This window comes from Sphingomonas sp. CCH9-E2 (assembly GCF_001557215.1).
Classification (GTDB): domain Bacteria; phylum Pseudomonadota; class Alphaproteobacteria; order Sphingomonadales; family Sphingomonadaceae; genus Sphingomonas.
The window spans coordinates 1-25,516 of sequence record NZ_LSJM01000265.1; the positions used below are offsets into that span (position 1 = coordinate 1).

Annotated in this window: 19 protein-coding genes, 1 tRNA gene and 1 pseudogene; 8 read left to right on the top strand and 13 right to left on the bottom strand. The window is 67.2% G+C overall.

The window, feature by feature from the left end; all coding sequences use genetic code 11:
- Positions 1-1,783, top strand: a pseudogene (locus tag AX681_RS12235) (chromosome segregation protein); the annotation flags it as partial.
- Positions 1,780-3,114 carry an MFS transporter gene (locus tag AX681_RS12240; RefSeq protein WP_066665282.1) on the top strand — a complete coding sequence of 445 codons (1,335 nt, stop codon included), beginning with the start codon at positions 1,780-1,782 and terminating at the stop codon, positions 3,112-3,114. The pseudogene AX681_RS12235 and the gene AX681_RS12240, both read left to right, overlap by 4 nt.
- A gap of 115 nt (positions 3,115-3,229) precedes the next feature.
- Here AX681_RS12240 and AX681_RS12245 read toward each other — a convergent pair whose 3' ends face one another.
- Complete coding sequence (locus tag AX681_RS12245; protein WP_066665280.1) at positions 3,230-5,527, bottom strand: glycoside hydrolase family 3 N-terminal domain-containing protein; 2,298 nt, start codon at positions 5,525-5,527, stop codon at positions 3,230-3,232.
- 203 nt (positions 5,528-5,730) lie between these two features.
- Between AX681_RS12245 and AX681_RS12250 the strand changes: the two genes are divergently transcribed.
- A complete protein-coding gene (locus AX681_RS12250; protein ID WP_231733875.1) occupies positions 5,731-6,696 on the top strand; it encodes a LacI family DNA-binding transcriptional regulator in 966 nt (321 codons plus the stop codon).
- On the opposite strand, the gene AX681_RS12255 is transcribed toward AX681_RS12250, so the two are convergent.
- The 5 genes from AX681_RS12255 to AX681_RS12275 all read right to left on the bottom strand — a co-directional run bounded on the left by AX681_RS12255 (position 6,693) and on the right by AX681_RS12275 (position 15,447).
- Positions 6,693-8,519, bottom strand: coding sequence for a family 43 glycosylhydrolase (locus tag AX681_RS12255; protein ID WP_231733874.1), 1,827 nt, complete (start codon positions 8,517-8,519; stop codon positions 6,693-6,695). The two genes, AX681_RS12250 and AX681_RS12255, sit on opposite strands and share 4 nt — an antisense overlap.
- A gap of 119 nt (positions 8,520-8,638) precedes the next feature.
- The gene (locus tag AX681_RS12260; RefSeq protein ID WP_066665276.1) at positions 8,639-11,848 is read right to left on the bottom strand and encodes an amidohydrolase family protein; all 3,210 of its coding nucleotides are present in this window, start codon (positions 11,846-11,848) and stop codon (positions 8,639-8,641) included.
- A gap of 201 nt (positions 11,849-12,049) precedes the next feature.
- Positions 12,050-12,685, bottom strand: a complete 636-nt coding sequence (gene metW / locus AX681_RS12265; protein ID WP_066682335.1) for a methionine biosynthesis protein MetW — start codon at positions 12,683-12,685, stop codon at positions 12,050-12,052.
- 51 nt (positions 12,686-12,736) lie between these two features.
- On the bottom strand, positions 12,737-13,852 hold the full coding sequence (metX, locus tag AX681_RS12270; protein WP_066659632.1) for a homoserine O-acetyltransferase MetX: 1,116 nt from the start codon (positions 13,850-13,852) through the stop codon (positions 12,737-12,739).
- 32 nt (positions 13,853-13,884) lie between these two features.
- The gene (locus AX681_RS12275) at positions 13,885-15,447 is read right to left on the bottom strand and encodes a flavin monoamine oxidase family protein (protein WP_066659634.1); all 1,563 of its coding nucleotides are present in this window, start codon (positions 15,445-15,447) and stop codon (positions 13,885-13,887) included.
- Between the two features lie 77 nt (positions 15,448-15,524).
- On the opposite strand from AX681_RS12275, the gene hisC reads away from it, so the two are divergent.
- Positions 15,525-16,631 carry a histidinol-phosphate transaminase gene (gene hisC, locus AX681_RS12280; RefSeq protein ID WP_066659640.1) on the top strand — a complete coding sequence of 369 codons (1,107 nt, stop codon included), beginning with the start codon at positions 15,525-15,527 and terminating at the stop codon, positions 16,629-16,631.
- Positions 16,628-17,374, top strand: coding sequence for a prephenate dehydrogenase/arogenate dehydrogenase family protein (locus AX681_RS12285; RefSeq protein WP_066659641.1), 747 nt, complete (start codon positions 16,628-16,630; stop codon positions 17,372-17,374). Before hisC ends, AX681_RS12285 begins: the two co-directional genes overlap by 4 nt.
- Before the next feature lie 106 nt (positions 17,375-17,480).
- On the opposite strand, the gene AX681_RS12290 is transcribed toward AX681_RS12285, so the two are convergent.
- From AX681_RS12290 to ftsE, 4 genes are read right to left on the bottom strand one after another with little or no spacing between them, the layout of a single operon-like run.
- On the bottom strand, positions 17,481-18,167 hold the full coding sequence (locus tag AX681_RS12290; RefSeq protein WP_066659642.1) for a lysophospholipid acyltransferase family protein: 687 nt from the start codon (positions 18,165-18,167) through the stop codon (positions 17,481-17,483).
- The gene (locus AX681_RS12295) at positions 18,160-18,702 is read right to left on the bottom strand and encodes a YdcF family protein (protein WP_066659643.1); all 543 of its coding nucleotides are present in this window, start codon (positions 18,700-18,702) and stop codon (positions 18,160-18,162) included. Before AX681_RS12295 ends, AX681_RS12290 begins: the two co-directional genes overlap by 8 nt.
- On the bottom strand, positions 18,699-19,586 hold the full coding sequence (locus tag AX681_RS12300) for a cell division protein FtsX (RefSeq protein ID WP_066659645.1): 888 nt from the start codon (positions 19,584-19,586) through the stop codon (positions 18,699-18,701). Before AX681_RS12300 ends, AX681_RS12295 begins: the two co-directional genes overlap by 4 nt.
- Positions 19,586-20,293, bottom strand: coding sequence for a cell division ATP-binding protein FtsE (gene ftsE, locus AX681_RS12305; protein WP_066659648.1), 708 nt, complete (start codon positions 20,291-20,293; stop codon positions 19,586-19,588). Before ftsE ends, AX681_RS12300 begins: the two co-directional genes overlap by 1 nt.
- A 186-nt stretch (positions 20,294-20,479) precedes the next feature.
- On the opposite strand from ftsE, the gene AX681_RS12310 reads away from it, so the two are divergent.
- Entirely contained in the window at positions 20,480-21,166 is a 687-nt protein-coding gene (locus AX681_RS12310; RefSeq protein ID WP_066659650.1) for an MJ0042-type zinc finger domain-containing protein, read from the top strand.
- Here AX681_RS12310 and AX681_RS12315 read toward each other — a convergent pair.
- A complete protein-coding gene (locus AX681_RS12315) occupies positions 21,138-22,496 on the bottom strand; it encodes an MATE family efflux transporter (RefSeq protein ID WP_066659651.1) in 1,359 nt (452 codons plus the stop codon). The two genes, AX681_RS12310 and AX681_RS12315, sit on opposite strands and share 29 nt — an antisense overlap.
- A gap of 119 nt (positions 22,497-22,615) precedes the next feature.
- Between AX681_RS12315 and AX681_RS12320 the strand changes: the two genes are divergently transcribed.
- Positions 22,616-22,702 (top strand) — tRNA-Leu (locus AX681_RS12320).
- Positions 22,703-22,777: 75 nt separating this feature from the next.
- On the opposite strand, the gene ssb is transcribed toward AX681_RS12320, so the two are convergent.
- Positions 22,778-23,353, bottom strand: a complete 576-nt coding sequence (gene ssb, locus AX681_RS12325; RefSeq protein ID WP_066682337.1) for a single-stranded DNA-binding protein — start codon at positions 23,351-23,353, stop codon at positions 22,778-22,780.
- A gap of 35 nt (positions 23,354-23,388) precedes the next feature.
- Between ssb and AX681_RS21440 the strand changes: the two genes are divergently transcribed.
- Positions 23,389-23,562: a DUF4169 family protein gene (locus AX681_RS21440; protein ID WP_082737932.1), complete on the top strand. Its 174-nt coding sequence runs from the start codon at positions 23,389-23,391 to the stop codon at positions 23,560-23,562.
- Between the two features lie 644 nt (positions 23,563-24,206).
- Here AX681_RS21440 and feoB read toward each other — a convergent pair.
- On the bottom strand, positions 24,207-25,516 hold a 1,310-nt coding region (feoB, locus tag AX681_RS12330), incomplete at its 5' end, for a ferrous iron transporter B (protein ID WP_066682340.1).

The following is a 25,516-nucleotide window of genomic DNA, read 5'->3' on the forward strand; positions in this document are numbered from 1 at the left end:
GCCCAGCGACCCCGCCGCACCACGGGGCACCACTCAGCTCGCCGCGCATGTCACCGCCCCGCCCGCGCTCGCCCGGCGGCTGGCGCAAGTGCTGGTTACCGAGAGTGATGAGGGTCAGCCGCTTGCGGTCGGGCAGCGGCTGGTGACGCTGATGGGGGTGCTGCGGCGCTGGGACGGCTATGTCGCGCGCTCGGGCGGCGCGGCGGCAGCCGAGCGGCTGGAGCGGGTCAACCGGCTCCATGCGATCGAGAAGGCGCGCCCCGCCGCCGTCCGCGCGGTCGATGCCGCCGATGCCGAACTGACGCGGATCGAGGCCGAGATCGCCGAGGCGAAGCGCGCCGCGTCGGATTGCCGCCGTCTGCTCGACAGCGCCGAAGCCGCCGGGCGCGAGGCTGCGCGCGCCGAGGACCGCGCCGCCGCCGCACTCGAACGGCTCGACACCCAGCGCGCCGATCTGGAAGGACGCCGCGCACGCACCGTCGCCGAGCAGGAGGAAGCCGCCGGCGAAGTCGCGCGGGCCGAGGCCACGCGCGCCGCGTTACCCGATGGGAGCGAGACTCGCGCTAGGGTGAGCGCACTATCGTCCGAAGCCGAACTGCGCCGTACCGCCGCCGCCACTGCGCGGGCCGAGCGCGGCGCGCTGGAGCGCGACATCGCCGCCGCGCGCGAACGTCTTGCCGCCGCGCAAGCCGAACGGCGCAGCTGGACCTCCCGCGCTGGTGAGGCCGCGCGCCGGATCGCCGAGATGGATGCGCGCGCGATCGAGCTGGCCGAAGCCGCCGAGGCGCTCGCCAGCCGCCCCGCCGAACTCGACGCGGCGGTCACCGAAGCCGAACGTGCGAGCGAAGAGGCGCGGATCGAAAGCGCCGCCGCCCAGCTTGCCGAGCGTGACGCCGAAGCCGAATTGCGCGGCACCGAAGCCGCCGTGCGCGCCGCCAGCGATGCGCTGGGCGAAGCGCGTGAGCAACGTGCCGGTGCCGTCGCCCGCGCCGAGAATCACGATCTGCGCCGCGTCGAGATGAACCGCCTGTCGGGCGAGCGCTTCGAATGCCCGCCGCCCGTCCTGTCGCAACGCGTCGGCTTCGATCCCGACAGCGTGCGCGGTCCACAGGATGAATCTGCCGCACATGACCGGCTGATCGCAGAGCGCGAGCGGATCGGCCCGGTCAATCTCGTCGCCGAGACCGAACTGGCCGAACTCACCACCGCCGCGCAGACCGCCGCCGCCGAACGCGACGAACTGATCCAGGCGGTCCACCGACTGCGCGGCAGCATCGGCACGCTGAACCGCGAAGGGCGTCAGCGCCTGCTCACCGCGTTCGAGGCGGTCGACCAGCATTTTCGTCGCCTGTTCACCACCCTGTTCAACGGCGGCCAGGCGCATCTGGCGCTGATCGACTCGGACGATCCGCTGGAGGCGGGGCTGGAGATCATGGCGCAGCCCCCGGGCAAGAAGCTCCAGTCGCTGACCTTGCTCTCGGGCGGCGAGCAGGCACTGACTGCCGTCGCGCTGATCTTCGCGCTGTTCCTCACTAACCCAGCGCCGATCTGCGTTCTCGACGAGGTCGATGCGCCGCTCGACGACGCCAATATCGAACGTTTCTGCGACCTGCTCGAAGCGATGACGCGCGAGACGGCGACCCGCTACCTCATCGTCACCCACAATGCCGCGACGATGAGCCGCATGCACCGCCTGTTCGGGGTGACGATGGTCGAGCGCGGCGTCAGCCGCCTCGTCTCGGTCGATCTGGGCGGCGCCGAATCGCTGCTGGCGGCGGAGTGAGCGCCGCCCCCCGCCCCACCCGCTTCCGCCTTGCGCTGTTCGGGTTCGGGGACTTTGCGTTCAACCTCTACTGGCAGAGCGCGATGCTCTTCCTGCTGTTCTACTATACCGACGCCTTGGGGCTGCCGGTGGGAGTGGCGGCAACGATCTTCCTTGCCGCATCGGTATGGGACGGAATCGCCAACTTCGCCGCCGGGTTGCTCGCCGACCGGCATGAGCCGCGCGGGGGGCTGGGGCGCTTGCTCGCCCTCGGCGGGGTGCCGCTCGGGCTCGGCTTCATGCTTGCCTATCTGCCCCCGCTCGTGCCCGGCTATTGGGGAATGGCCGGCATCTTCGCCGGCCATATCCTGTTCCGCACCGCCTATGCCTTTCTGAATGTCCCCTATCTGGCCATGAGCGCGCGGGTCAGTGCGGACAGCAATGACCGCGCCTTCGTCGCCGGCGTGCGGATGCTGTCGGGCACTTTGGCCGCGATCGTCGTGGCGCTCGGCACCGTTCCGCTGGGCTCTGGTCTGCTCGGCGTAGGAGCAGCGGCGGACGCCTATTTCGGCGCGGCAATCCTGTTCGCCCTCGCCGGAGCCGCGATCCTCGCGCTGGTCGGTGCCAGCTATCGCGAAGCCGATGTGCCCGTTCGCGCCGCGCCGGTTCCGGTGCTCACCGCATTGCGCGCGATCGCCGCCAACCGCGCCTTCGTCACGCTCAACCTTGCGATGATGGCGGTGATCGTCGCGGTGACGATCCTCAACAAGTCGGTCCTCTATTACTTCAAATATTTCCTGCACGACGAGGCGAGCGGGCAACTCGCCCTGGCCTCGATGAGCGTGGTCAGCGCGGTGTCGGTGCCGCTCTGGATGCTGCTGCGCCGCCGGATCGGCGCGCGCGGGCTGTGGTTTCTGGCGGCCGGACTCGCCAGCGCCGGGCTCGCCGCCTTCGCCCTGTTCGACATCCACCGCGCCGGGGTGATGCAGGCTTATCTCATGGCGATGCAGGCGATGATCGTCGGGCTTAACTTTGTCTTCTGGGCGATGCTACCCAACACGATCGAATATGGTGAGCAGCGCACCGGCCTGCGTGTCGAAGGCGCGGTGTTCGGCATGGCGGCTTTGCTGCAACGCGTCGCGATCGGCATCGCGACCGCGATCATCGGTTTCGGCTTCGATGCTGCAGGCTATGTCGCCAATGTCGAACAAAGTGCGGCGACGCTGACCGCAATGCGCCTGACCATCGGGGCGGTCCCCCTCGCCTTCCTCATCTTCTCGTGCGTGATGATGGCGCTCAACCCGCTCGCGCGCGGGGCGCATGCACAGATCGTCAAGGATCTGCGCGGATAGGGGAGCGGGCCCGTGCCGCTATACAAAGACTCCCCCCTAATTCGGCACCGCCCCGGGGGAGGAGGGGGAGCTGGAGCGGTGCCGAATCCCGGACCAGGTCCGGGGCGCGCGGCCGTCAGGCCGCTGCGAGGGTGAAGGTCGAGTGCACGCCCTGTGCTTCCGCCGAGGGCGCGATCCACACATCGAACAGGCCGGGTTCGACCGTGGGCTTCAGGTCCATGCCGATGAACTGCAGGTCGCGACGGCGCAGCACGAAGCGCACCGTCTCGCTCGCGCCGGGGGCCAGCGCCAGCTTGCGGAACGCCTTGAGCTCACGCACCGGGCGGGTGATGCTCGCCGCACGATCGCGGATATAGAGCTGCACCACTTCCTCGATCGCGCGTGTGCCGCGGTTGGTGATCGTCGCGGTGAACGCGATCTCACCGTCCCAGCCCAGCGTGCCCTGCTGCGGCGTCAGCCCCGCATACTCGACCTTGCCATAGGTCAGGCCGTGCCCGAACGGATAGAGCGACGAATTGGGGCTGGTCCGCCAGCGGGTCTTGTACGGCTCGAGCTTGTCGTCGCTCGGGTTCGGGCGACCGGTCGGCTTGTGCGCATAATGATAGGGCTGCTGCCCGGATTCGCGCGGGAAGCTGATCGGCAGGCGCGCCGAGGGGCTGTAATCGCCGAACAGAACGTCGGCGATGGCGTTGCCGCTCTCCGACCCGAGGAACCAGGTGACGAGGATCGCGGGCGCATTCTTGACCGCCCCTTCCAGCGCCAGCGCGCGGCCGTTCTTGAGCAGCACGACGATCGGCTTTCCGGTCGCCGCCACCGCTTCGGCCAATGCCATCTGCGGCGCGGGAACGGTGATGCTGGTGCGCGACTGCGCCTCGCCCGACATGTTTTCGGATTCGCCGATCGCGAGCAGCACGACGTCGGCCGCGTTCGCCGCCGCCACTGCGGCCGCGATCCCGCCATCGAGCGGCTCCTCCACCTTGGAGCCGAGCGTCACCGTGACCGGTGCGTTCTTGCCCAGCGCGTTGCGCACGCCGGTTGCCAGATCGATCGCCTGCTTGTTGTCGCCATAGACGCACCACGGGCCATTAAGGTCGTGCTGCCCCTCCGCGAACGGGCCGATGATTGCGATCTTCTTGCCGCTCTTCGGCAGAGGCAGCAGGTCGCCTTCATTCTTGAGCATCACGATCGAGCGCTTGCCCGCCTCACGTGCCAGCGCGAGATTTTCCTTGGTCCGGGTGCGCGCAGCCTCACGCTTTTCGTCGATGCGGCGGAACGGATCCTCGAACAGGCCGAGCTTGGCCTTGAGCGCCAGCACCTTGCGCACCGATGCATCGACACGCGCCATCGGCACCTCGCCCTTTTCGACGAGGTCGGGCAGGTGGTCGCGATAGAAGCCGCTGGTCATGCTCATGTCGACGCCGGCCATGAAGGCGAGCTTGGTCGCCTCACGCGCATCGGCGGCATAGCCATGCGCGATCATCTCCATGTCGCCGGTATAGTCGGACACGACGAAGCCGTCGAAGCCCCATTCGTCGCGCAGAATCTTGCGCATCAGCCATTCATTGCCGGTCGCAGGCACGCCCGACAATTCGTTGAACGCGGCCATGGTGGTCGGCGCACCGGCAGCGAATGCCGCCTGGAACGGCGGAAAATAGACTTCGCGCAGCGTGCGCTCCGACACGTCGACGGTGTTGTAGTCCAGCCCCGCCTCAGCCGCGCCATAGGCGGCGAAATGCTTCGCGCAGGCCATCATCGTGTCGATCGCCTTCAGGCTCTTGCCCTGGAAACCGCGCACGCGCGCCTCGGCGAACAAATTGCCGAGCAGCACATCCTCGCCCGACCCTTCGACGCCACGGCCCCAGCGCTGGTCGCGCGCGATGTCCACCATCGGCGCAAAGGTCCAGTCGATCCCGGCCGCCGCCGCCTCGAACGACGCGGCCGCAGCCGCCTTCTGCGCGAGTAGCGGCTCGAAGCTCGCCGCCTCGCCCAGCGGAACCGGGAAGATCGTGCGATGGCCATGGATAATGTCGGCGGCGAAGATCAGCGGGATCTTGAGCCGCGATTCCTTCATTGCCGCAGCCTGCATGATGCGGCACATGCGGGCGTTGTTGCCGTTGAACACGCCGGTGATGCGGCCCTGGCGCACTTCGTCGACCTGCTGGTCGAAATTGGCGTTGGAGCCGCTCGGCGGGTTCATCGCGATCGCCGCACCACCGCCCCATGCCGCCGCCATCAAGCTCAGCTGGCCGGCCTTTTCGTGGATCGTCATCTTGGCGATCAGCGCATCGACGAAGCCGGGAACCTCGACCTTGGCAGCCTCGCCCATCAACGCCCGCGCCGGGCTGTGCAGCCATGCGGCGACCGCACCAGCGCCCATCAAGGCGGCGCGGCGGGAAATCCGGGTGTCGAGCATGTTGATCCTCTCCTGAGCGGGTTGCACCGGCAAGCCTATGCGAAATAACACTGCCTGGCGCGCGCCGAATTGACGGCGTCGCGGCAAACCGTAACCGGTTACATGACGCGTTACGAACGCGTTTGCAATCGCGAATGACCCGGTAGAGAAGAACGTTCTCAAAATGGGGGTGGGATAGAATGGGCGAGGCGACGATTCGGGATGTGGCACGGCACGCGCAGGTGTCGATCGCATCGGTTTCGCGCGCGCTCAATGGCTTGGGCAATGTCCGCGCCGAAACGCGCGAGCGGGTCATCGCCGCCGCGGCCGAGCTCGGCTACGTCCCCCATGCCGGCGCGCGCAGCCTCAGCCTCGCCCGCGCACATGCGATCGGCGTGGTGCTCCCCGACCTGCACGGCGAGTTCTTCAGCGAGTTCGTCCGCGGCATGGATCGCGAGGCGAGCCGGCGCGGCTATGTGATGCTGCTATCGGTGATGCACGACGATAGCGAGCAGGCGGCGGTGGCGCTGCGCGCGATGCGGGGGCGGGTCGATGGGCTGGTCGTCATGGCGCCGCATCTGTCCGAAGCAATGCTGCGCCGCGCCCTGCCGACCGGGCTTCCGGCGCTGATCATCAACGGCCCGCGCAGCATCGCCGACCTCGCCACCGTACGGCTGGACAATGCCGCCGCGACCGAGGCGATGGTGGCGCATCTGGTCGCGACCGGGCGTCGCCGGATCGTTCATATCGCCGGGCCGGAGGGGAATATCGACGCGGACGAGCGCGCAGCTGCCTTCCGCGCCAGCATATCGCGCCACCTGCCCGGCACCGATCCGATCGTGCGGCCGGGCGACTTTGCCGAAGATGCCGGCGAGGCCGTCGCGCGCGCCATCGCGTCGGGCGAGATTGCGTGTGACGCGGTATTCGCCGCCAATGACATGATGGCGCTCGGCTGCCTTCAGGGGCTGCGCACCGCCGGGATCGACGTGCCGGGACAGGTGGCGGTCACCGGCTTCGACGATATTCCGCTCGCCCGCTATCTCGGCGTTACCACGATGCGCGTGCGGATCGCGGAGTTGGGCGAGCAGGCGATCGGGCGCGTGATCAACGTGCTGGAAGGCGAAGGCGCCGACACGCGCGCCGAGCTGCATCAGGCCGAATTGGTAGTGCGCTCGACCAGTGCGGGTTAGCGCACCCGCACCGGCTTACTGCGTTTCGATACGCCAGTTTCGTTGAACGCCTCGACGGCCGCGTAATATCCGACTCCCTTGTTGAGCGCGCGCAGGTTGAGGCTCGCCTGAACGCCGTCACCCAGCGCGTCGGCAAAGACCTGATAGGTCAGCGTCAGCCGGTCCGGCCGAATCCCCCACATCACGTTGTAGCCCACCGCCCCCGGCAACTTGCGCCAACGGACTGTGGCATTGCGTTGGTCCGTGTCGCGGATCGCCGCCACCGCGCCCGGCATGGCGGGCGCACGGCCATCGGCGTTGCCGAACACGCGCAGATCGCTGATCGCGAGATGCGCGCCGCCGATATGGCCATGGACATAGCGGACGAAGCGGACCTTCGCGGGGCGCTCCAGCTGGAAATAGGCATTCGGCCGATCGCGGCGCGGGGCTTCGGTCTCTGCGAGCTTCGTCCAGCTTTTGCCGTCGCGCGATCCCTCCAGTTTGAACTCGGTATAGATGTCCGGCGCATCGCCATAGCGGCCGGACTTGTAGTCGGCGAAATTGACCTGGATCGCGCGCACCGTCTTCGTCGCGCCCAGATCCATCGTCAGCGTCTCGCCCGGATTCTTGCTCGCGGCGACCCAGAAGGTCCGCGGATTCTCGTCCCCCGCGCGGCTCGCATCGAACGCGCCCAGCGTCGAGGATCCGGTCAGCCTTTTGCGATAGGACAGCAGCATCCAGCCGGTGAACAGCTCTTCGATATCCTCGACCTTGCCCTCCGGCATCCAGTGCGGGAAATCGCCGAAACGCGCCGATGCCCACATCTGCCCGTCCGCCTCGAACCGCGTCGGGAACAGGTTGATCCGCCGCTCGAACGTCCAGTTATGGCCGAGCCAGGGGGTGCCGCTGTTCCACCAATTGCCGTGGTGATCCTGCACGGTCGAGCCATGCCCGGCACCCTCGACGAACCCGCCGGGCTTGTACGCGACCGGATTCCACGGCGCATAGGTGAACGGGCCAAGCGGGGACTTCGCGGTGTAAGCGCCATTGGCATAGGCGTTATACTCGGTCCCGGGCGCGCCGTATTGGAGGTAATAGGTGCCGGCGACCTTGGTCATCCACGCGCCTTCCATGAACGGCTTGATCGGGGTGCCGTCGGGTAGGGTGCCCGAATGATCCTGCCCGAACCGTTCCCAGCCATGATTATCGGGGTCGAGCCTGAACGCCTCGGTCGCGCGGCCTTGGTAGATCATCCGGCCGTCCTTGAACTCGATCCCGATGCCATAGAGCGGGAAGACGTTGGACGACCCCCAATAGAAATACCATTTGCCGTCATCGTCCAGAAACAGCGCCGGGTCCCATGGCCCCGGCGGCACGTCGCCCGGCTTCATGTTCGCCTCGCCCCCCGGCCAGATTTGTCCCGGCAGGCGCGGCATGCGGCGGACGAAATAGTCGAGCTTGCCCCTTTCCGGCGCGTCGGAAACATAGACCGACCCCGGCTCCATCATCGACGGCATCAGATACAACCGCTCCCCGTCCGACCAGGCGGCGGGGGCGACGAAGCCGCCCTTCTCCCAGCGGCTCGGCGTGATGAAGGTCCAGTCGATCAGATTGGTCGAGCGCCAATAGCCCTCGGCCAGCGTCTGGAAGAGATAATAGGCGCCCTTGTGCCGGATGATCACCGGGTCGGCACCGGTGCGGTACGAGATGTCCTCGTTCACCTGCTCATAATTGTAGCGGTAGTCGAGATCGATCGGATTGGCATAGGTCCGCTTGCCCGGCTGCGCAGTCGCGGTGCCCGCCGCCCACAGGCTCACCAACACCAAAGCAAGGGTTGCACGCACCGACCATCTCCCGAACCTGCGCCACGAAGCGCGTCAGCGCTCTGTAACCGGTTACAGTTCGGGAAGAAACCCGCCAGCGTAAGATAATCCTCCCCCTTGCAGGGGAGGATTTCAGACGATCACTCCCACCAATATGGGCGGCGCTTCGCGGTTCCGGTGTCGACCTCGTTCATCGTGCGCGGGTCGTACATCCGCCCGCCCAGCATGACGCGGTGGATCTTGTCGCTGTTGCGGATGTCCGCCGTCGGATCGGCGTCGAGGACGAGCAGGTCGGCGAGCTTGCCCGGCTCCAGTGACCCGACATCCTTGGCATAGCCGAGCGACTTGGCCGAATCGATCGTCCCCGCCCGCAGCGCCTCGACCGGGGTCATGCCGCCGCGCACGAAGGACCACAGCTCCCAGTGCGCGCCGATCCCGGCCTGCTGCCCATGCGCGCCGATCGCGACCAGCTTGCCCGCCTGCATCACCTTCTTCGCCTCTCGCGCATTGTCGTCATCGACGAAGTTGCTTTCCGGCGCCTTGGTCACCCGCATCGTGTCGGCGCGCAGCTGCGCCGGGGGCGTGTGCACCATCAGCGGGCTTTCCCAGACGTTGGTCGCCTGCCGCCAATAGGGATCACCGGCCAGGCCGCCATAGGTGACGACCAATGTCGGGGTGTAGTTGGTGTCGCTCTGACCAAAGAACTGGATCACGTCCTTGTAGAACACCTCGCCCGGCACATTATGCTCCAGCGTGGAGTTGCCGTCGGCGATGAGGTTCATGTCCATGCCGAACAGCGACCCGCCCTCGGCCACCACCTGCATCCCCTCCGCCCGTGCGGCGGCGACGACCATCTGGCGCTGCTCACGGCGCGGCTGGTTGTAGTTCTTCACCGAATAGGCGCCCTGCGCCTTCAAGCGGCGGACATGGTTGAGCGCGTCCTCATAGCTGTCGATCTGCGCGTAAACGCCCGCAGCGCGCGCGCCGTACACGATCTCGCCGGTCGAAAAGAGGCGCGGGGCAAGGATCTTTCCCGCCTGCTGCAGCTCGGCCGCGGCAAAGACATGCGCCGCCTGGCTCGACGGGTCGTGCAGCGTGGTGGTGCCGAGCGCGAGATTCTGGAGCAGCGACCAGTTCTGCTGCGGGATCAGCTCGTCGGTGCCATAGGGGCCGTGCGCATGCGCATCGACCAGGCCCGGGATGATCGTCTTGCCAGTGACATCGACGGTCTTCGTGCCAGCAGGCAGCTGGATCGCTGCAGTCGGCGCGACCGCGACGATGCGGTCGCCTTCGATCAGGATCGTGCCATTCTCGATCACCCCGCCATCGGCGCCGGCCATGGTGACGATCCGCGCGCCGGTCAGCGCGACCGTGCCGCTCGCCTTGGCAGCCTTGACCTCCATCGCCATGGACGTGGTGCGCGGGGTCACGGTGACCTTCGCGCCGCCGGGGGCCGAGGCAAAGAAGGCGTTGCGGTCTGCGGTGTAGAGCGTCGGGCCTAGGCTCCAGTGCAGCCGCGCGCCATCGCCCGACCAGGTGATATAATCGCCGCCATCGCTGCTGACGCGCACGACGGGAAGCGCATCGCCACGCGGCGCGACCGTCACCTGCTGACCGCCGGGCATCAGCGGCATCGCGAACACCTGATAATTCTGGCGGAAGGCGACGCTCTTGCCGTCCGGCGCGACGACGAACTCGTTCGCCAGTTCGCCGGTCGCATGGACGCGCTTGCCCTCGCCGTTCAGGTCGGTCGAGACCAATTGCAGCTTTTCGCCGCCTTCGACCATGAAGATGCGGTCGTTCGATGCGCCATAGTGCGGGCGCGACAGGCTACGCGTGACCATCACCGGCGTGCCGCCGGCTGTGGCAACGCGATAGACCCCCGGGTTCTCACCCCATTTCGGCGCGGTCAGCCCGCCGCCATCGCCCTTTTCGAACACGATCGTCTTGCCGTCGGGCGAGAATTGCGGCCGCGCATAATGGCCCGGCTGCTGCGTCACGCTCCGCGCCGCGCCGCCCGAAGCGGGAACCACGCGGATCGCGCCGAGGCTTTCGTCATTCCACTGAACGAACACGATCGACCGACCGTCGCGCGACCAGGCCGGGAACAGCTCCATGCCCGCGCCATCGGCGAGGTTGGTCAGCCGCTTGGCGGTGCCACCACTGACCGGTTTGACCCAGAGCTTGCCCAGACTCTCGAACACCAGCTGGCTGCCATCGGGCGAGACGGTGGCAAAGCGCGGCATCTTCGTCGTGAAGCTCGCGGGAGCGACCGCGATCTGCGGGTGCGGGGCGTCGGCGACCGCGCGGGTATCGGCGACGCGGAACGGGATCACCGCCGCATTGGCGCCGTCCGCATCGACGCGGCGGATCTTGCCGCCTGCCCAGAACACGATCGACTTGCTGTCGGGCGTCCAGTCGATATTGGGATAGACGCCGGTGACCGCCCAGGTTTCCTGCACGTCCTGATCGAGCGCGCCATAGACGATCCGCTCGACCCCGCTCGCCAGATCCTTGACCCACAGCTTGGACCTGCCCGCTTCACGCCGAACAAAGGCGATCGACTTGCCATCGGGCGAGGGTGCCGGGCGCACCGAACCGCCCAACCCCGACACCGCCGTCGTGGTCTCACCGGTCTCGAGGTCGTAGCGCTCGATGTTGAACAGGTTGGTGTTCGAATCCTGCGCATATTCGAAGATCGGGCCGGACGTGATGTTGCGGGTGAAATACACGCCCTTGCCGTCCGCCGAATAGATCGGTTCGCCCAATTCCTTCTGGTGCCGCTCGTTCGGCCGCTTGACCAGCTGCACGCCGGCCCCGCCCGAGACGTGGTAGAGCCACACCTCACCCGTGCCGAGCGAGCGTCCCGTGGTGAAATGCTTCTTGGCGACGATATACTGCCCGTCCGGCGACCAGCTCGGCTGGTTGAGCAGGCGGAAATCTTCCTTGGTCAGCTGACGCTTGTCGCTGCCATCGGCGTTCATGATCCAGATATTGTCGCCACCGCCCCGATCGGAGGTAAAGGCGATGCGGCGGCCGTCGGGCGAGAAGCGCGGATGCACTTCCCACGCCATCCCCTCGGCAATCCGCGTCGGCGTGCCGCCCGCGATCGGCATGGTGTAGATGTCACCGAGCAGCGCAAAGGCGATGCTCTTGCCATCCGGACTGACATCAACATCGATCCAGGTGCCTTCGTCGGTGTCGATCTTCGCCTGCTTCAGCGTCGCGCCCTGCGGGGCGTTGACGTCCCATTTGGGCTTTTCGGTGGGCTTGTCCTGGGCATGGGCAGCAAATGGCGCTTGGCCGAGCACGAACAGCGCGGCGAGAATGCCGGCAACCGACTGACGCATATGGGACTCCCTGAATATGTTCTGGGAGCGATTGGTAACGGGCGAAACCGGACCCGTCACGCGCGCTTCGTCGAAAAGTGGAGCTGTTTTCAGCGAAGCGGCACCGGCCCGCTCCCCCACCCGGCCACCCAACGACAGTGTATGCTATGGGTGGCCGGGTGGGGGAGCGGGCCGGTGCCGCCGCGGCGTGAGCCGCGCAAACTAGCGCTTCAGGAGGAAGACGGCGTGCTCGGCGCGGAAATTGGCGGCGGCCGAGCTGGTCAGCTGGTCGCCCGACAGGAACCACGCCTGCTCGACCGTGATCCCGCGCTCGCGCACATAGGCGCGGAAATCGTCGATCGTGACATGGTGGATATTGGGCGTCTCGTACCACGCGACCGGCAACAGCCGCGTCACCGGCATCCGTCCGCCCCACAATAGTGACAGCCGCACCCGCCAGTGCGCGAAATTCGGGAAAGACACGACCGCACGCTCGCCGATACGCAGCAGGTGATCGAGCACGACATGCGGCCGCATCGTCGTCTGCAGCGTCTGGCTCAGGATCGCATAGTCGAAGCTGGCGTCGGGATAATCGGCGAGGTCGGTATCGGCATCGCCCTGAATCACCGAGAGTCCGCGCCCGACCGCCGATGCGACATTATGCGCGTCGATCTCCAGCCCGCGCGCGTCGCACCCCCGCTGATCCCGCAGCGCCGCCATCAGCGCCCCGTCGCCGCATCCGACATCGAGCACGCGGCTGCCCGGCGCGACATTGGCGGCGATGATCGCAAGGTCAGGGCGCAAATCTCCCCTCCCGCTTGCGGGAGGGGTCGGGGGAGGGCTCGTTTCAGGCTGCATCGCGTGTGGACATGCCCTCCCCCAGCCCCTCCCGCAAGCGGGAGGGGAGTTTCATTCGCCCGCCCTCAAGAACCCATCGACCACCCGGTTCAGCTCGGGCGCGTCCAGCAGAAAGGCGTCATGGCCGAAGGGCGAGGACAGTTCGACAAAGCTTACCGGCGCACCGGCGGCGTTGAGCGCATGGACGATACTGCGCGAATCTCGGGTCGGATACAGCCAGTCGGTGTCGAAACTGACGAGGCAGAAGCGCGCCTTGGTCTCGCGAAACGCATTGGCGAGCACGCCGCCATGCTCCTCGGCGAGGTCAAAATAGTCCATCGCGCGGGTGATGTAGAGATAGGCATTGGCGTCGAACCGGTCGACAAAGCTCAGCCCCTGATGGCGCAGATAGGATTCGACCTGGAAATCCGCGTCGAAGCCGAAGGTCTTGGCCTCACGCGCCTGCAGCTTGCGCCCGAATTTTTCGGTCAGCCCGGCTTCGGACAGATAGGTGATATGCGCCGCCATCCGCGCGACGGCCAGGCCCGATGCGGGCGGCTCACCGTCATAATAAGCGCCGCCATTCCAGTTGGGGTCGGCCATCACCGCCTGCCGCCCGACTTCGTGGAATGCGATATTCTGTGCCGAATGTCGTGCGGTCGATGCGATGACCACCACCGCTTCGACCCGGTCGGGGAAGGTGGCGGGCCAGCTCAGCGCCTGCATGCCGCCCATCGATCCGCCGACCACGGCCTTGAGCCGCTCGACGCCAAGATGGTCGAGCAGCATCGCCTGCGCGCGCACCATGTCGCGAATGGTGATGACGGGAAAGCTCATGCCCCAGGGTGCGCCGGTCGCCGGGTTGACCGTCGCCGGGCCGGAGCTGCCCATGCAGCTGCCCAGCACATTGGCACAGATCACGAAATGCCGCGCCGGATCGATCGGCTTGCCTGGCCCGACCATACGGGTCCACCAGCCGGGCTTTCCGGTGATCGGGTGGTTGGACGCAACATGCTGGTCGCCGGTCAGCGCGTGGCAGATCAGGATCGCATTGCCACCATCCGCGGCCAGCGTGCCATAGGTTTCATAGGCAATCTCGACCGGCGACAGCAGCACGCCGCCGTCGAGGCGCAGCGGCCCCGGAAGCGTCACGCGGCGGTCGAGGCCAAAGCGCACATCGTCGGACATCGCCGCGTGCCTAGAAGCCGCGCGGCGCGGGTTCAAGCGGTTCGCGTGGGGATGGTGCGTCCGAGGATCGCCTGCGCCGCCAGTCTGCCGGTCTGCGCGCCACCATTCATGTAACCGGGGAAGGCGTCGGACAGATGCTCGCCGGCAAAGATCACGCGGCCAAGCGCCGGGGCCGCTTGCACCACCGCGCCGTCATCGCCTTCCCGCCAGAGCAGCGATCCGAAGCGCGTCAGATAGCCGGGCGGATAGCTGCCATAGGCCCCGCCGATCAGCGGATCGCGGTGCCAGGCGGTGCGCCGCACCGGCGCATCGCCACAGGCTGCGGCAAGATCGCCGAGTGCCACGCCCGCATCCGCTGCAAAGCGTTGCGCCAGCGCCCGTGCCGACTCCGGCGCGGCGGTGGCGTCGCCGCCGAGATACCAGGTCCAGACCGGGGGGCCGTTCACACCGCGAACGCTACCGTCCCAACCGCTCGCCCAGCTGCCATGCGCTCCGGCGTGCCACACATCGCCGCCGGGCCCGATCGCGTCGTGCCAGCGCGGCGCATCGGCCGCGGCGAGCACTTTCTCGTTCCGACCGAGCGTCATGGCACCGATAAACCTGCGCCAGACCGATGGCAGCGGCACCGCAAAGTCGATCCGCCGGGTGACCGCGGCCGGCACCGCGACGATCGCGGTATCGGCGCGCACTATGGTCCTATCGGCAAAGGCCAGCCGCACGCCCCCGGTCGCCCGCTCGACGCGAAGCAGCTTACGCCCGGTTTCGATATGCGCGGCGTGGCGCAAAGCCAGCGCATCAATCAGCGTGCCGCTACCTCCCGCGATCGCATAGCGCTCGTCCGACCCGCCCAGGATGTCGGCGCGTTCGCCGTCCACGGTGGGCAGGTTGAACAACAGCGACAGCGCCGAAGTGGCGTCGGGCTCGGCGCCATATTCAGTGCGTCCGGTCGTTTCGAGCAGCCCGCGCACCCATGGGGCTCGAATCAGATCGGCGTGGCGATCAAGATACGCGTTGATGGAAATCGCATCGAATAGCCGCAGCGCGCGAGCATCCGCGTCGATCCGGTCGGCGTCACGGCCGATCTGTGCCGCGATCGGGGCCAGCGCATCGGCCAGTTCGGCCTCCGCCACCGTGCGCCCACCGGCCACCACGATGCTGCGATGCGGCGCCGCCTTGCGATCGACCAGTTCCACGCCGAAACGCTCTGCCAGCGTGCGGATATCGTGGTGGTCGCTGTTGACCAGCTGGGCACCCAGTTCGAATGCAGGCCCCGTTGCGGTCTTGAGCGTGAACACCCGGCCACCGAGCCGCCCGCCTGCTTCATACAGCCGCGCGTCGACCCCGGCTTCGCGCAAATGATGCAGCGCGGTCAGTCCGGCGATGCCCCCGCCGATGATCGCAACTCGGCCGATACCGGTGTTTGCAGGCGCAGCGGTGGGTATCGCCGCAGCGACACCCCCGGCGGCAAAGCCCTTGAGCAGCGCGCGACGGGTCGTGCCGGGCTGAGCCGGAACCGGCGCGGCTTCCCCCGCTGCAGCCAGATTTCGCCGCCGCGCCGCCGCCAATGCACTCCAGAACAACCCGCCGCTTCGCATCCAACCCCCGGTTTCGTTGCGCCGGGGTTAGCGCCATGACCTTGCTATTGCGTAACCATTGGGCAAAGGGGTCGCCCATGACTGGACCGACCCCCAAGCCGTGGATCATGGACATTGCCCCCTATGTGCCGGGCAAGTCGAAGACCGATGATGGTCGCAACGCGATCAAATTGTCGTCGAACGAAAATCCGCTCGGCACCTCGCCCGCCGCACGCGCCGCATTCGCGACGGCGGCGAACAGCCTCGAGCGCTATCCCGACGCGAGCGGGACCGAATTGCGTGAGGCGCTGGCCGCCAAGCACGGGCTCGACCCCGACCGCATCATCTATGGCAATGGATCGGACGAGGTGCTGCACCTCGCCGCCGGCGCATTTGCCGGGCCGGGCGACGAGATCATCTATGTAAACTACGGTTTCACCGTATACCCGATCGCGACCAAGCGCGTCGGCGCGGTGCCGGTGGTCGCGCCCGACAAGGATTATGCGACCGATGTCGACGCGATCCTCGCCAGCGTCACCGACAAGACGCGGATCATATTCATCGCCAATCCGAATAACCCAACCGGCACCCATGCCAGCCGCGAAGAGATTGCCCGCCTTCACGCGGGGCTGCGCGACGACATCCTGCTCGTCCTCGACCACGCCTATGCCGAATATATCGATGGCGACATCGACGATGGCGGGATGGAGCTGGCGATGACCGCATCCAATGTGCTGGTCACGCGCACCTTCTCCAAAATGTACGGCCTTGCCGCCGAGCGGATCGGCTGGGGCTATGGCGCGCCTGCGATCATCGAAGCGATGCACCGCATCCGCCTTCCCTTCAGCATCACCATCGCCGGGACCGCAGCCGCGATCGCGGCACTCAACGACGATGACTTCGTCGCGCGCTGCAAGGCGGAGAATGCCAAATGGCGCCGCTGGTTCAGCGACGAGATCGCCAAGCTCGGCAATGCCGGGCTGCGTGCGGTGCCGAGCCAGGCGAACTTCGTGCTGGTGCTGTTCGAGGGCAAGCTGACCGGCGAAGCGGCCTATAAGGGGCTGATGAACGCGGGCTATATCGTCCGCTGGCTACCCGGCCAGGGTCTGCCCCACGGCCTGCGCATCACCATCGGCAATGAGGAAGAGACGCGCGCGGTCGCGGCGATCCTGCAGCAGCTGGTGGCCGACGCCGACGCCGAATGAAGCGCTTCGGGATCATAGGCTTCGGGCGGTTCGGTGAGCTCGCCGCGACGCGTCTGCGCGACCATTTCACGGTGATCGTGCATGATTCGCGCGATGTGGCGGAGGATGCGGCGCGGATCGGGATCGCGACCGATACGCTGGAGGCGGTTGCCGCGTGCGATGTCGTGATGCTGGCGGTGCCGGTGCAAGCGATTGAACGCACCCTCGCCGCCATCGCCCCGCATGTCCGCCCCGGCGCGCTCGTCGTGGACGTCGCGTCGGTCAAGATGCTGCCCGCGCGCTGGATGGCGGAAGCGCTCCCGGCCCATGTCGATATCGTCGCCACCCACCCCTTGTTCGGCCCGCAGAGCGCGCGGCGCGGGCTGGCGGGCCAGCCCTTGGTCGTGTGCCCGGTCCGCGGCGAGCGCCACCACCGCGTCGCCGACTTCGGGCGTATGCTCGGGCTCAAGGTCTCGATCACCAGCGCCGAAGAGCATGACCGCGAAATGGCCTATGTCCAGGCGCTGACGCACCTGATCGGCCGCACGCTCGTCAATATCCGCATCCCGGACGAGGAGCTGAAGACCAACAGCTACCAGCATTTGCTGGAACTGTGCGCGCTGATCGGCGACGATAGCGAGGAACTGTTCTTCGCGATCCAGAATCTCAACCCGTTCGCGGGCGAGATCACGCAGCAGTTTATCGGTGAGGCGAACGGGCTGCTGGCGCGCGCGCTCAAGGCGGGAAACCGCAGCGCCGATTAGTTTCTGTTCCGGCACCGGCCGCTCCCCCACCCGGCCACCCAACGCCAGTGTTTTCTATGGGTGGCCGGGTGGGGAGCGGGCCGGTGCCGCATTCAGCGCAGCTGAATTAAACTTCGAACGCGTTGATCCCGCGATGCACCGCCGCCTCGATCTCCTCGCGCGGCAGGCCGGGCGGGAGCGGGTCGCCATAGCGGAAAGTTACCGTGCCGGGGCGTTTGGGTCCCTTGCGCGGCCAGACCTTCCCCGTCTCGCACGCCACCGGCACGACCGGCAGTCCGATCGCGCGGTAGAGGCCGGCAAAGCCTGAACGCAGCGGCGGCGTGTCCCCGGGCAGGGTGCGGGTGCCTTCGGGGAAGATCACCACCGATCGGCCCTCCGCCACGGCGGCGCGGGCTTCCTTCATCATTGCGCGCAGTGCCGTGGCCGATCCGGCGCGGTCGATCACGATCACGCCATAGCGCCGCGCGACCCAACCCCAGATCGGGATGCGCGCCAGTTCCTGCTTCATAACGATCGCGGGCGCGTCGAGCATCGCCGCCATCGCCAGCGTCTCGTACATCGCCTGATGCTTCACCGCGTAGAGTGCCGGGCCATCCTCGCGCCGCCCCTCGACCGCGACGCGGATGCCGAGAATCTGGTGCGCGAGCAGCAAACCCAGCCCCGCCCAGGCCATCGAATAGCGCCGCAACGTGACCGTCCCGAACAGCGCCACCACCGGTGCCGCCAGCACGATCGGGACCGACAGGCCATAGAACAGGATCGAATAGATCAGCGTGCGGATACGGTCAGCCATTGCCGATCCCGAACAGCAGGGCAAAGCGGCGCACCAGATATTTGTGATATTCGCGCAGCAGCATCGACCAGCTCGCCGTCGTACGCACCCCGTCGCCGCGAATCTCGACGTCCGGACCGAGTGCGTTGGCGAGTTCGAGCTTGGCGCGCGGCACGTGCCAGTCGGCGGTCACCAGCCGCACTGATTTATAGCCATGCTTGGCGACCCAGGCGGCAGTCTCGTCGGCGTTCGACCGGGTGTCCACCGCCTCATGCCCCAGGTCGATGCAGCAGCGGAACAGGCGTGGCGAGGTCCGATATTCGACCGCCAGCTCGATCGGGCGCACCGTCGGGTCGGTGCCGGTGATCAGCATCCGCTTGGCCGATTTCGCCTGGAGCAGCGTGATCCCGCGATCGATCCGCCCCGGACCGCCGGTTGGGACGACGATCGCATCGGTCTTCACCCCGGCGTCCAGCGGCTTGCCGAGCGAGAGCATGAACAGCCCGAACCCGATCGCCCAGGCCAGCACCAGCAGCAGCGGGATGCGCCAGATCACAGCGTGCGCCCCAGCGTGCGCAGCACCGCCACCCGCGCCGCGCCCATCGCCAGCAGCGCAAAGGCGAACGGAACCAGTGCCAGCAGCACCCAGTCGGCCTCCGCCAGCGCGATATTGCCGAGCAGCTCCGATCCCAGTCCTGCCGATTGGCGCCCGAGCAACCACACCGCGCCCAGCGCCGCCACGGTGCCGATGATCCCGCCGATCAACGTATCGAGCGCGATCCGCCGCTGAAACAGGCGCGCCACCTGCGTATCGGTCGATCCCAGCATGTGCAGGACCGCGATCGTATCGCGATGCGTGTCGAGACCCGCGCGTGCCGCAAGCAGCACCACGGCTGCCGTCGCCGTCGCCATCAACAGCACGAGCCCCGCCGCCGCCCAGGTCAGGGTCGCGATGAAGCCTGCCACGGGCGACAGCCATTGTGCATGCTGGTCCACCCGTGCCGCGGGCGATACCGCCAGCGCAGTCTGTCGGACGCGCGCAATCAGTGCCGGGTCACCGGCCCGCAGATCGACATCGATCATCGCGGGCATCGGCAGCTCGGCATCGAGCCCGGCGTCGCCCAGCCACGGGCGGAGCAATTCCGCGAGCCGTGCGCGATCGACTTCCGCCACCCGCGTCACGCCCGGGATGGCGCGGATGCGTTCGACCAGCGTGCGCGCATTGGCGTCGCGCCGCGCGGCGTCGGCCTCGATCAGCTGGACGGTCAGCCGCCCGGCGAGCTGGCGGTCGAGCGAGCGCCCGGCCCCGGCCATGCCGAAGCCCAGCGCGCCGGCCAGCACGGTCAGGAACAGCATGATCGCCATGATCCACACCATCGCCCGCGTGCGCTGGCCATCGTCGAGCCAACGATGATGTGGTCGCGCCCGCCCGATCCGCATCACGCATTCCCCCGGTCGGGCGGAAAGCGCAGCGCGCCGGTCGGGTCGAGCAGCCGCCCCTTCTCGATCCGCATCATCCGCGCATTTGGGATGCGGTTGAGCAGGTGAAAGTCGTGCGTCGCCACCACGACGGTGGTGCCGAGTCGGTTGAGCGAGTCGAACAGATGCAGCAGCCGCTCGGCCATGTCGGGATCGACGTTGCCGGTCGGCTCGTCCGCGACCAGCATTTCGGGCCGGGTGATCACCGCGCGGGCGATGGCGATGCGCTGCTGCTCACCGCCCGACAGCGTCGGCGGCTTGGCCGCGCCGCGATCGGTAAGGCCGACCCATGCCAGCATTTCGCGCACCGGCGCCTCGATCTCGCCCTCCGGCATTCCGGCGACGCGCAGGGGCAACGCGATGTTGTCGTATGCAGAAAGGTGCGGGAGCAGGCGGAAATCCTGGAACACCACGCCGATACGGCGGCGAAAACCGGGCAGGCGACGGCGCGGCAGCGCGCCCGCATCCTCGCCGAACAGCCGCACCACGCCGCGCGTCGGCCGTTGGGCGAGATAGAGGAGCTTGAGCAGTGAGGTCTTGCCCGCGCCCGAGGCGCCGGTCAGGAAATAGAATGACCCCGCGCTGAGCGTGAAACTGACGTCGCTCAGCGTTTCGGTCCCGGTGCCATAGCGCAGGCCGACATTCTCAAACTGAACGATATTGGCCATGTGCCGGCGTCGGCGCTCCTGATCCTTCTGCCCCGGGGCCAGCCATCGCACAGCCAACCGGCCCGCTCAAGCGCAGCGGCATGCGTGCGACTCGGGCCTTGCCATTCGCGCGTCACGGGTGTTTAGATTCGGGACCGGCCTTTTCCCGTTTTGGTTAGCGAAGGCCGCCTAGCAACGCGTGCCGCCATGATCCTCGAATGCCCCGAATGCCGAACGCGCTACCTGGTCCCGGATACCGCCATTGGTGCGGACGGGCGGACGGTGCGCTGTGCGAGCTGCAAGCATAGCTGGTTCCAGACTGCGGCGGCCACCGCCACCCCCGCTGTGGCACCCGCGTCCGCTCCTGCGCCCGAGGTGGTTCGCGCCGACGCCTATTCGCAGCCGCCCGAGGATCAGCCACGCGACTATGATCCGTTCGCGCATGAGCCGCCGTTCAAGCCGCGCCGCAACCCGGAAAAACGCTGGACCGCAGCCGCCGCGATTGCCGGGCTGTCGATGACGCTGGGGGCGGTCGCGATCATCTGGACCGGCGCGCCGGGCATTGCCGCACAGCTCGGCCTGCCGATCGGTGCATCGCAGACGCCGCTGATCTTCACCGCCCAGTCGGTCGAGCGCAAGCCGCGCCTGAACGGCGGCGAGCTGTTCGTGGTGAGCGGGCAGGTGATGAACCCGACGCGTGAGACGCAACGCGTGCCCAACATCCTGGCCGAGCTGCGCGATGCCAACAACACGATCGTCTATAGCTGGACGATCACGCCCGACCCGCGCACGCTGCCGGCCGGGGGCAGCCTCGATTTCAACAGCGGCAAGCTCGACGTGCCGTCGACCGGCAAGACGATCCAGTTCAGCTTTTCCGGCGAAGGCGGCGAATAATCCACCACAGCCGCCCACCATTGAGCAGCGCTGCCGCCACCATGCCGCTGCCCGAGGCATAGACGAGTCCCATCGGGCCCCAGCCATGCTGGACAGTCCACAGGCCGATCGCGCCGGTGAGCAGGAAGAAGGCGAGGATGCCGTTGATCCCCGCCACGACCTGATCGCCAAGCGAGCGGAGCGCGTAGACGAACACGACCTGCAGCCCGTCGAACAGGATGAACGGCGCCCATACCGCCAGCATCAGCACCGCCAGCGCCGCGACCTCCGGCGACGCAGGGAAGCCCGAGACGATCAGCATCGGCGCGAAGGTGAGCGGCAGCGCGAGCAGGCCGAGGATCAGCGCGGCGAGGATCGCGGCGATGCCGGTGCGTGGCCCGGCCTGGGCCGGAACCCCCTCCCCCACCGCGTTGCCCGCGCGCACGCCAGCGGCTGAACCGAGGCCGAGCGCGAAGGCGAAGGTGACGTTGTGGACCGAGAACACGATCTGGAAGGCGTGGGCGACCGACTCGCCGAGCTGGGTCGACAGAGCGATCAGGATCGAGAAGCCCGCCAGCTCCAGCCCCGACGCCACCGCCGGCACTGCGCCGAACGTCAGCAGCCGGCCGACGCCGCGCCACATGTCGGGGGTGCCGAGATCGCTCCAGTCGCGCACGCCGCGCTCCTTCGCCCGGGGCAAAGTGAGCGCGGCGACGGTCATGGCGACCGCGCCGACGACGGTGGCGATGACGGTCGCGCTCGCCGCGCCGACTGCGCCGAACTGCGGCAGGCCGAACTGGCCGGTGGCGAGGATCCAGGCGAGCACAGCATTCAGGGGGAGGATCGAGAGGTTGACCGCCATCACCCGGCGCGGGCGGCTGACCCCTTCGAGGAAGAAGCTGGCGGCGACGATGATCAGCTGGAAGGGGTAGGCGAGCGCCATGGTCTGCACGACGCGAGCGGCATCGGGGGCGATGCCGGGGTCGACGCCGACCCCGCGCAGCATCGGGAGCGCGAACACGAACAGCAGCGCGCCGCTGATCAAGCCGAGAATGCCGCCGAGCACCAGCCCCTGCCGCAGCACTGCACCGGTGGCGGGCAAGTCCTTTGCCCCGTCGGCGCGGGAGGAGAAGACGAGCACACCGGTGAGCCAGCCCAGCGCGACGACGATGCCGATGAAGGTCAGCGTGCGGCTGGCGCCCAATGCCGCGACCTCATGCGTGCTGACGAGGCCGACGACGATCACGTCGGTGACATGCAGGATCGTCCAGTTGAGACCGGTCAGCACGACTGGCCATGCCAGCGCGAGGATGCGGCGAATCTCCGCGCGGGTTTCGTTGGTCAGTGTCATGGGGCGGTCGCCTTAGCCGCAGAGTGGCGCGGACAAAAGGGAGGTTGCATGCCCCACGGGGCTTTGCTAGGGGCCGCTGCCTTACCAGCCACCCGGTTCATCGGGTGGGCGAAATCAGTGCGGTCGTGGCGGAACTGGTAGACGCGCAACGTTGAGGTCGTTGTGGCCGAAAGGCCGTGGAAGTTCGAGTCTTCTCGACCGCACCATTTCTTGAAAAATCTAAGTGAACCAACCCCTTAGGGGGAAAGGCGCGCCGTGTGTGCAGCGCGCCCACCGATGCATCAGAACGGCACGTCGTCGTCGAGGTCGTCGGGGAAGCCGCCGCCGGCATTGCCGCCGCTGGCCGCGCCGCCGCGCGCACCGCCGCCGCCATAGCCGCCACCGCTACCACCACCAAAGCCGCCACCGCCGCGATTGCTCGACTGGCCGGCAAAGTCATCGCCGCCGCCCCAGTCATCCGCGCCGCGACCACCGCCGCCGCCCATGCCACCGCCCTGGCCGCCGCCGGGTCCGTCAAGCATTACCAGCTTGGCGTCGAAGCCCTGCAGCACCACTTCGGTCGAGTAGCGGTCCTGGCCCTGCTGATCCTGCCATTTGCGGGTCTGCAGCTGGCCCTCGAGATAGACCTTGCTGCCCTTGCGCAGATAGCGTTCGGCGACATTCGCGAGACCTTCGGAGAAAATCGCAACGCTGTGCCACTCGGTGCGCTCCTTGCGCTCGCCGCTGTTGCGGTCTTTCCAGCTTTCGCTGGTCGCGATGCGCAGGTTTACGACCTTGCCGCCGTTCGAGAAGGAACGGCTTTCGGGATCGCGCCCGAGATTGCCGACCAGGATGACCTTGTTGACGCTGCCCGCCATGGAAACTCCGCTGCTAATTCGATATCGAGGGACGAATGGCCGATATCCTTAACCTGAACAAGGCGCGCAAGGCACGCGCGAAGGCACAGAGTGCCGCAAAGGCTGTGGAGAACCGCGCCAAATTCGGGCGCACCAAGGCGCAGAAAGCGGCGGACGACGCCGAGCGCGCCCGGATTTGCGAAAATCTGGACGGCGCGCGGCGGGAGTGAGGTTCGACTTTGGCCTGGCCATGGTCAGGGTATAGCAGAATGAGAACATGTAGGAAACATGTTCGATATTATCGTTCTATATGAGTACTTTACCAGGTGGGCGCGAAAAGCTGGGTTGGCCGAATCCGGCAGTTTCGGGCGGCGCGGCGGATTTGGCAAAGCGAATATGTCGCGGGTTTACGCGCCATCGGTGCGATTTGAGGTGTCGCCTTTTCTGAGGCGCAAGTCGCACAACGGCCAGTCGCGTAGGCAAATTTCAGCGCTCGCGGAATGTCCGGCTTCGGTCCGCCTGATTGAGCGGCGCAATGTCGCAAAGTGGGTGGTTAGCGGACCTTGCTGCGGTGCTGGCAGGTAGATATTCTACGTTATGGCTGGTCATCCTAACCCCAATCCCGATTTAGAGCGCTTTCTACTCGCTCTCGATACATGGGCGGCAAATGACCGGGTAGCCTCAGTAACTTGTGACCGATGCCGCTCGCTAATCGCCTTCCGGCAAGAGGGCACAACGACATGGCACCAGTGCGAGTGTGGCAAGTTCGACGGAGTTCTACGAGGGCTTTAGCGGACGTCCGCTATGGGATCGTTAGCCGACCGGCAGCTTTCAGGAAATCAATGAGGGTTAGCTGCCCCAATTGACCCCCACCCTAAAGCCCCAGCGCCTTCGCCCCCCAATAGGTCAGCCCCGCCGCCACGTACGCCGCCGCGAACAGATAGACGATCATCACGATCGGCCATTTCCAGCCATTGGTCTCACGCCGTGCCACCGCGATGGTCGAGAGGCATTGCGGGGCGAAGACGAACCAGGCGAGGAAGGCGAGTGCGGTCGGGAGCGGCCAGCCCTGTGCCAGTTTTTCGCCGAGCGCGGCGGCGCCGGTTTCCTCGTCCGGGGCGTCGATCGCGTAGACGGTCTGGAGCGCGGAGACCGCGACTTCGCGTGCGGCCATGGCGGGGATCACCGCGAGGCTCATTTCGTGGTTGAAGCCGATCGGGGCGAGGACGACTTCGAGGCCCGAGGCAATGCGGCCGGCGACCGAATATTCGCTCTGCTTCACGCCTTCGGGTGCGACCGGATAGGAGGCGAGCAGCCACAAGGCGACGGTGACGCCCATGATGATCGTGCCGGCGCGGCGCAGGAAGACATAGGCGCGCTGCCACAAGCCGATCAGCAGGTCGCGGAGCGAGGGGAGCTGATAGCGCGGCATTTCCATCATGAAGCCGCCGCTCTTGCCGCGGGTTGCGGTCAGGCGCAGCACGAAGGCGGCGAGGATCGCGCCGACGATGCCGAAGACATAGAGGCCGAACAGCACCAGCCCCTGCAAGCCAATGCCCGGGCCGACATCGCGCGCGGGGATGAATGCGCCGATGATCAGCATATAGACCGGCAGCCGCGCCGAGCAGGTCATCAGCGGCGCGATCAGGATCGTGGTCAGCCGCTCCTTGGGATCGTCGATCGAGCGCGCGGCCATGATGCCGGGAATCGCGCAGGCAAAGGATGACAGCAGCGGGATGAAGGCGCGGCCCGACAGGCCGACCAGCGACATCAGCCGATCCATCAGGAAGGCCGCGCGGACCATATAGCCCGATGCTTCGAGCAGCAGGATGAAGAAGAACAGGATCAGGATCTGGGGCAGGAACACCACCACCGATCCGACGCCGGCGATAATCCCCTGAACGATCAGGTCGCCGAAGAATCCGCTGGGCAGATTCTCCTGCGCGTGGGCGCCGAGCCATTCCTGGGTGCCCTCGATCCAGCCGATCGGCGCCTCCGACCAGCTGTACACCGCCTGGAACATCACGAAGAAGAGCGCGATCAGGATGAGCCAGCCTGCAACCGGGTGGAGCACGACGTTATCGACGGCGCGGGTGAAGGCGCGGCTGCGCGGTTGATCGGTGATGGCGAGCGCGGCGATGCGGCGGGCGTCACGCTGGAAATGGGTGATGTCCGCGTCGGGGG

Excerpts from the sequence above, each read along its gene's own strand:
- AX681_RS12260 (WP_066665276.1), bottom strand. The coding sequence starts at position 11,848 with ATGCGTCAGTCGGTTGCCGGCATTCTCGCCGCGCTGTTCGTGCTCGGC.
- AX681_RS12315 (WP_066659651.1), bottom strand. The coding sequence starts at position 22,496 with ATGACACTGACCAACGAAACCCGCGCGGAGATTCGCCGCATCCTCGCG.
- AX681_RS12300 (WP_066659645.1), bottom strand. The coding sequence starts at position 19,586 with ATGCGGATCGGGCGGGCGCGACCACATCATCGTTGGCTCGACGATGGC.
- hisC (WP_066659640.1), top strand. The coding sequence starts at position 15,525 with ATGACTGGACCGACCCCCAAGCCGTGGATCATGGACATTGCCCCCTAT.
- AX681_RS12290 (WP_066659642.1), bottom strand. The coding sequence starts at position 18,167 with ATGGCTGACCGTATCCGCACGCTGATCTATTCGATCCTGTTCTATGGC.
- metW (WP_066682335.1), bottom strand. The coding sequence starts at position 12,685 with ATGCAGCCTGAAACGAGCCCTCCCCCGACCCCTCCCGCAAGCGGGAGG.
- AX681_RS12275 (WP_066659634.1), bottom strand. The coding sequence starts at position 15,447 with ATGCGAAGCGGCGGGTTGTTCTGGAGTGCATTGGCGGCGGCGCGGCGG.
- ssb (WP_066682337.1), bottom strand. The coding sequence starts at position 23,353 with ATGGCGGGCAGCGTCAACAAGGTCATCCTGGTCGGCAATCTCGGGCGC.
- AX681_RS21440 (WP_082737932.1), top strand. The coding sequence starts at position 23,389 with ATGGCCGATATCCTTAACCTGAACAAGGCGCGCAAGGCACGCGCGAAG.
- AX681_RS12245 (WP_066665280.1), bottom strand. The coding sequence starts at position 5,527 with ATGCTCGACACCCGGATTTCCCGCCGCGCCGCCTTGATGGGCGCTGGT.
- ftsE (WP_066659648.1), bottom strand. The coding sequence starts at position 20,293 with ATGGCCAATATCGTTCAGTTTGAGAATGTCGGCCTGCGCTATGGCACC.
- AX681_RS12310 (WP_066659650.1), top strand. The coding sequence starts at position 20,480 with ATGATCCTCGAATGCCCCGAATGCCGAACGCGCTACCTGGTCCCGGAT.
- AX681_RS12285 (WP_066659641.1), top strand. The coding sequence starts at position 16,628 with ATGAAGCGCTTCGGGATCATAGGCTTCGGGCGGTTCGGTGAGCTCGCC.
- metX (WP_066659632.1), bottom strand. The coding sequence starts at position 13,852 with ATGTCCGACGATGTGCGCTTTGGCCTCGACCGCCGCGTGACGCTTCCG.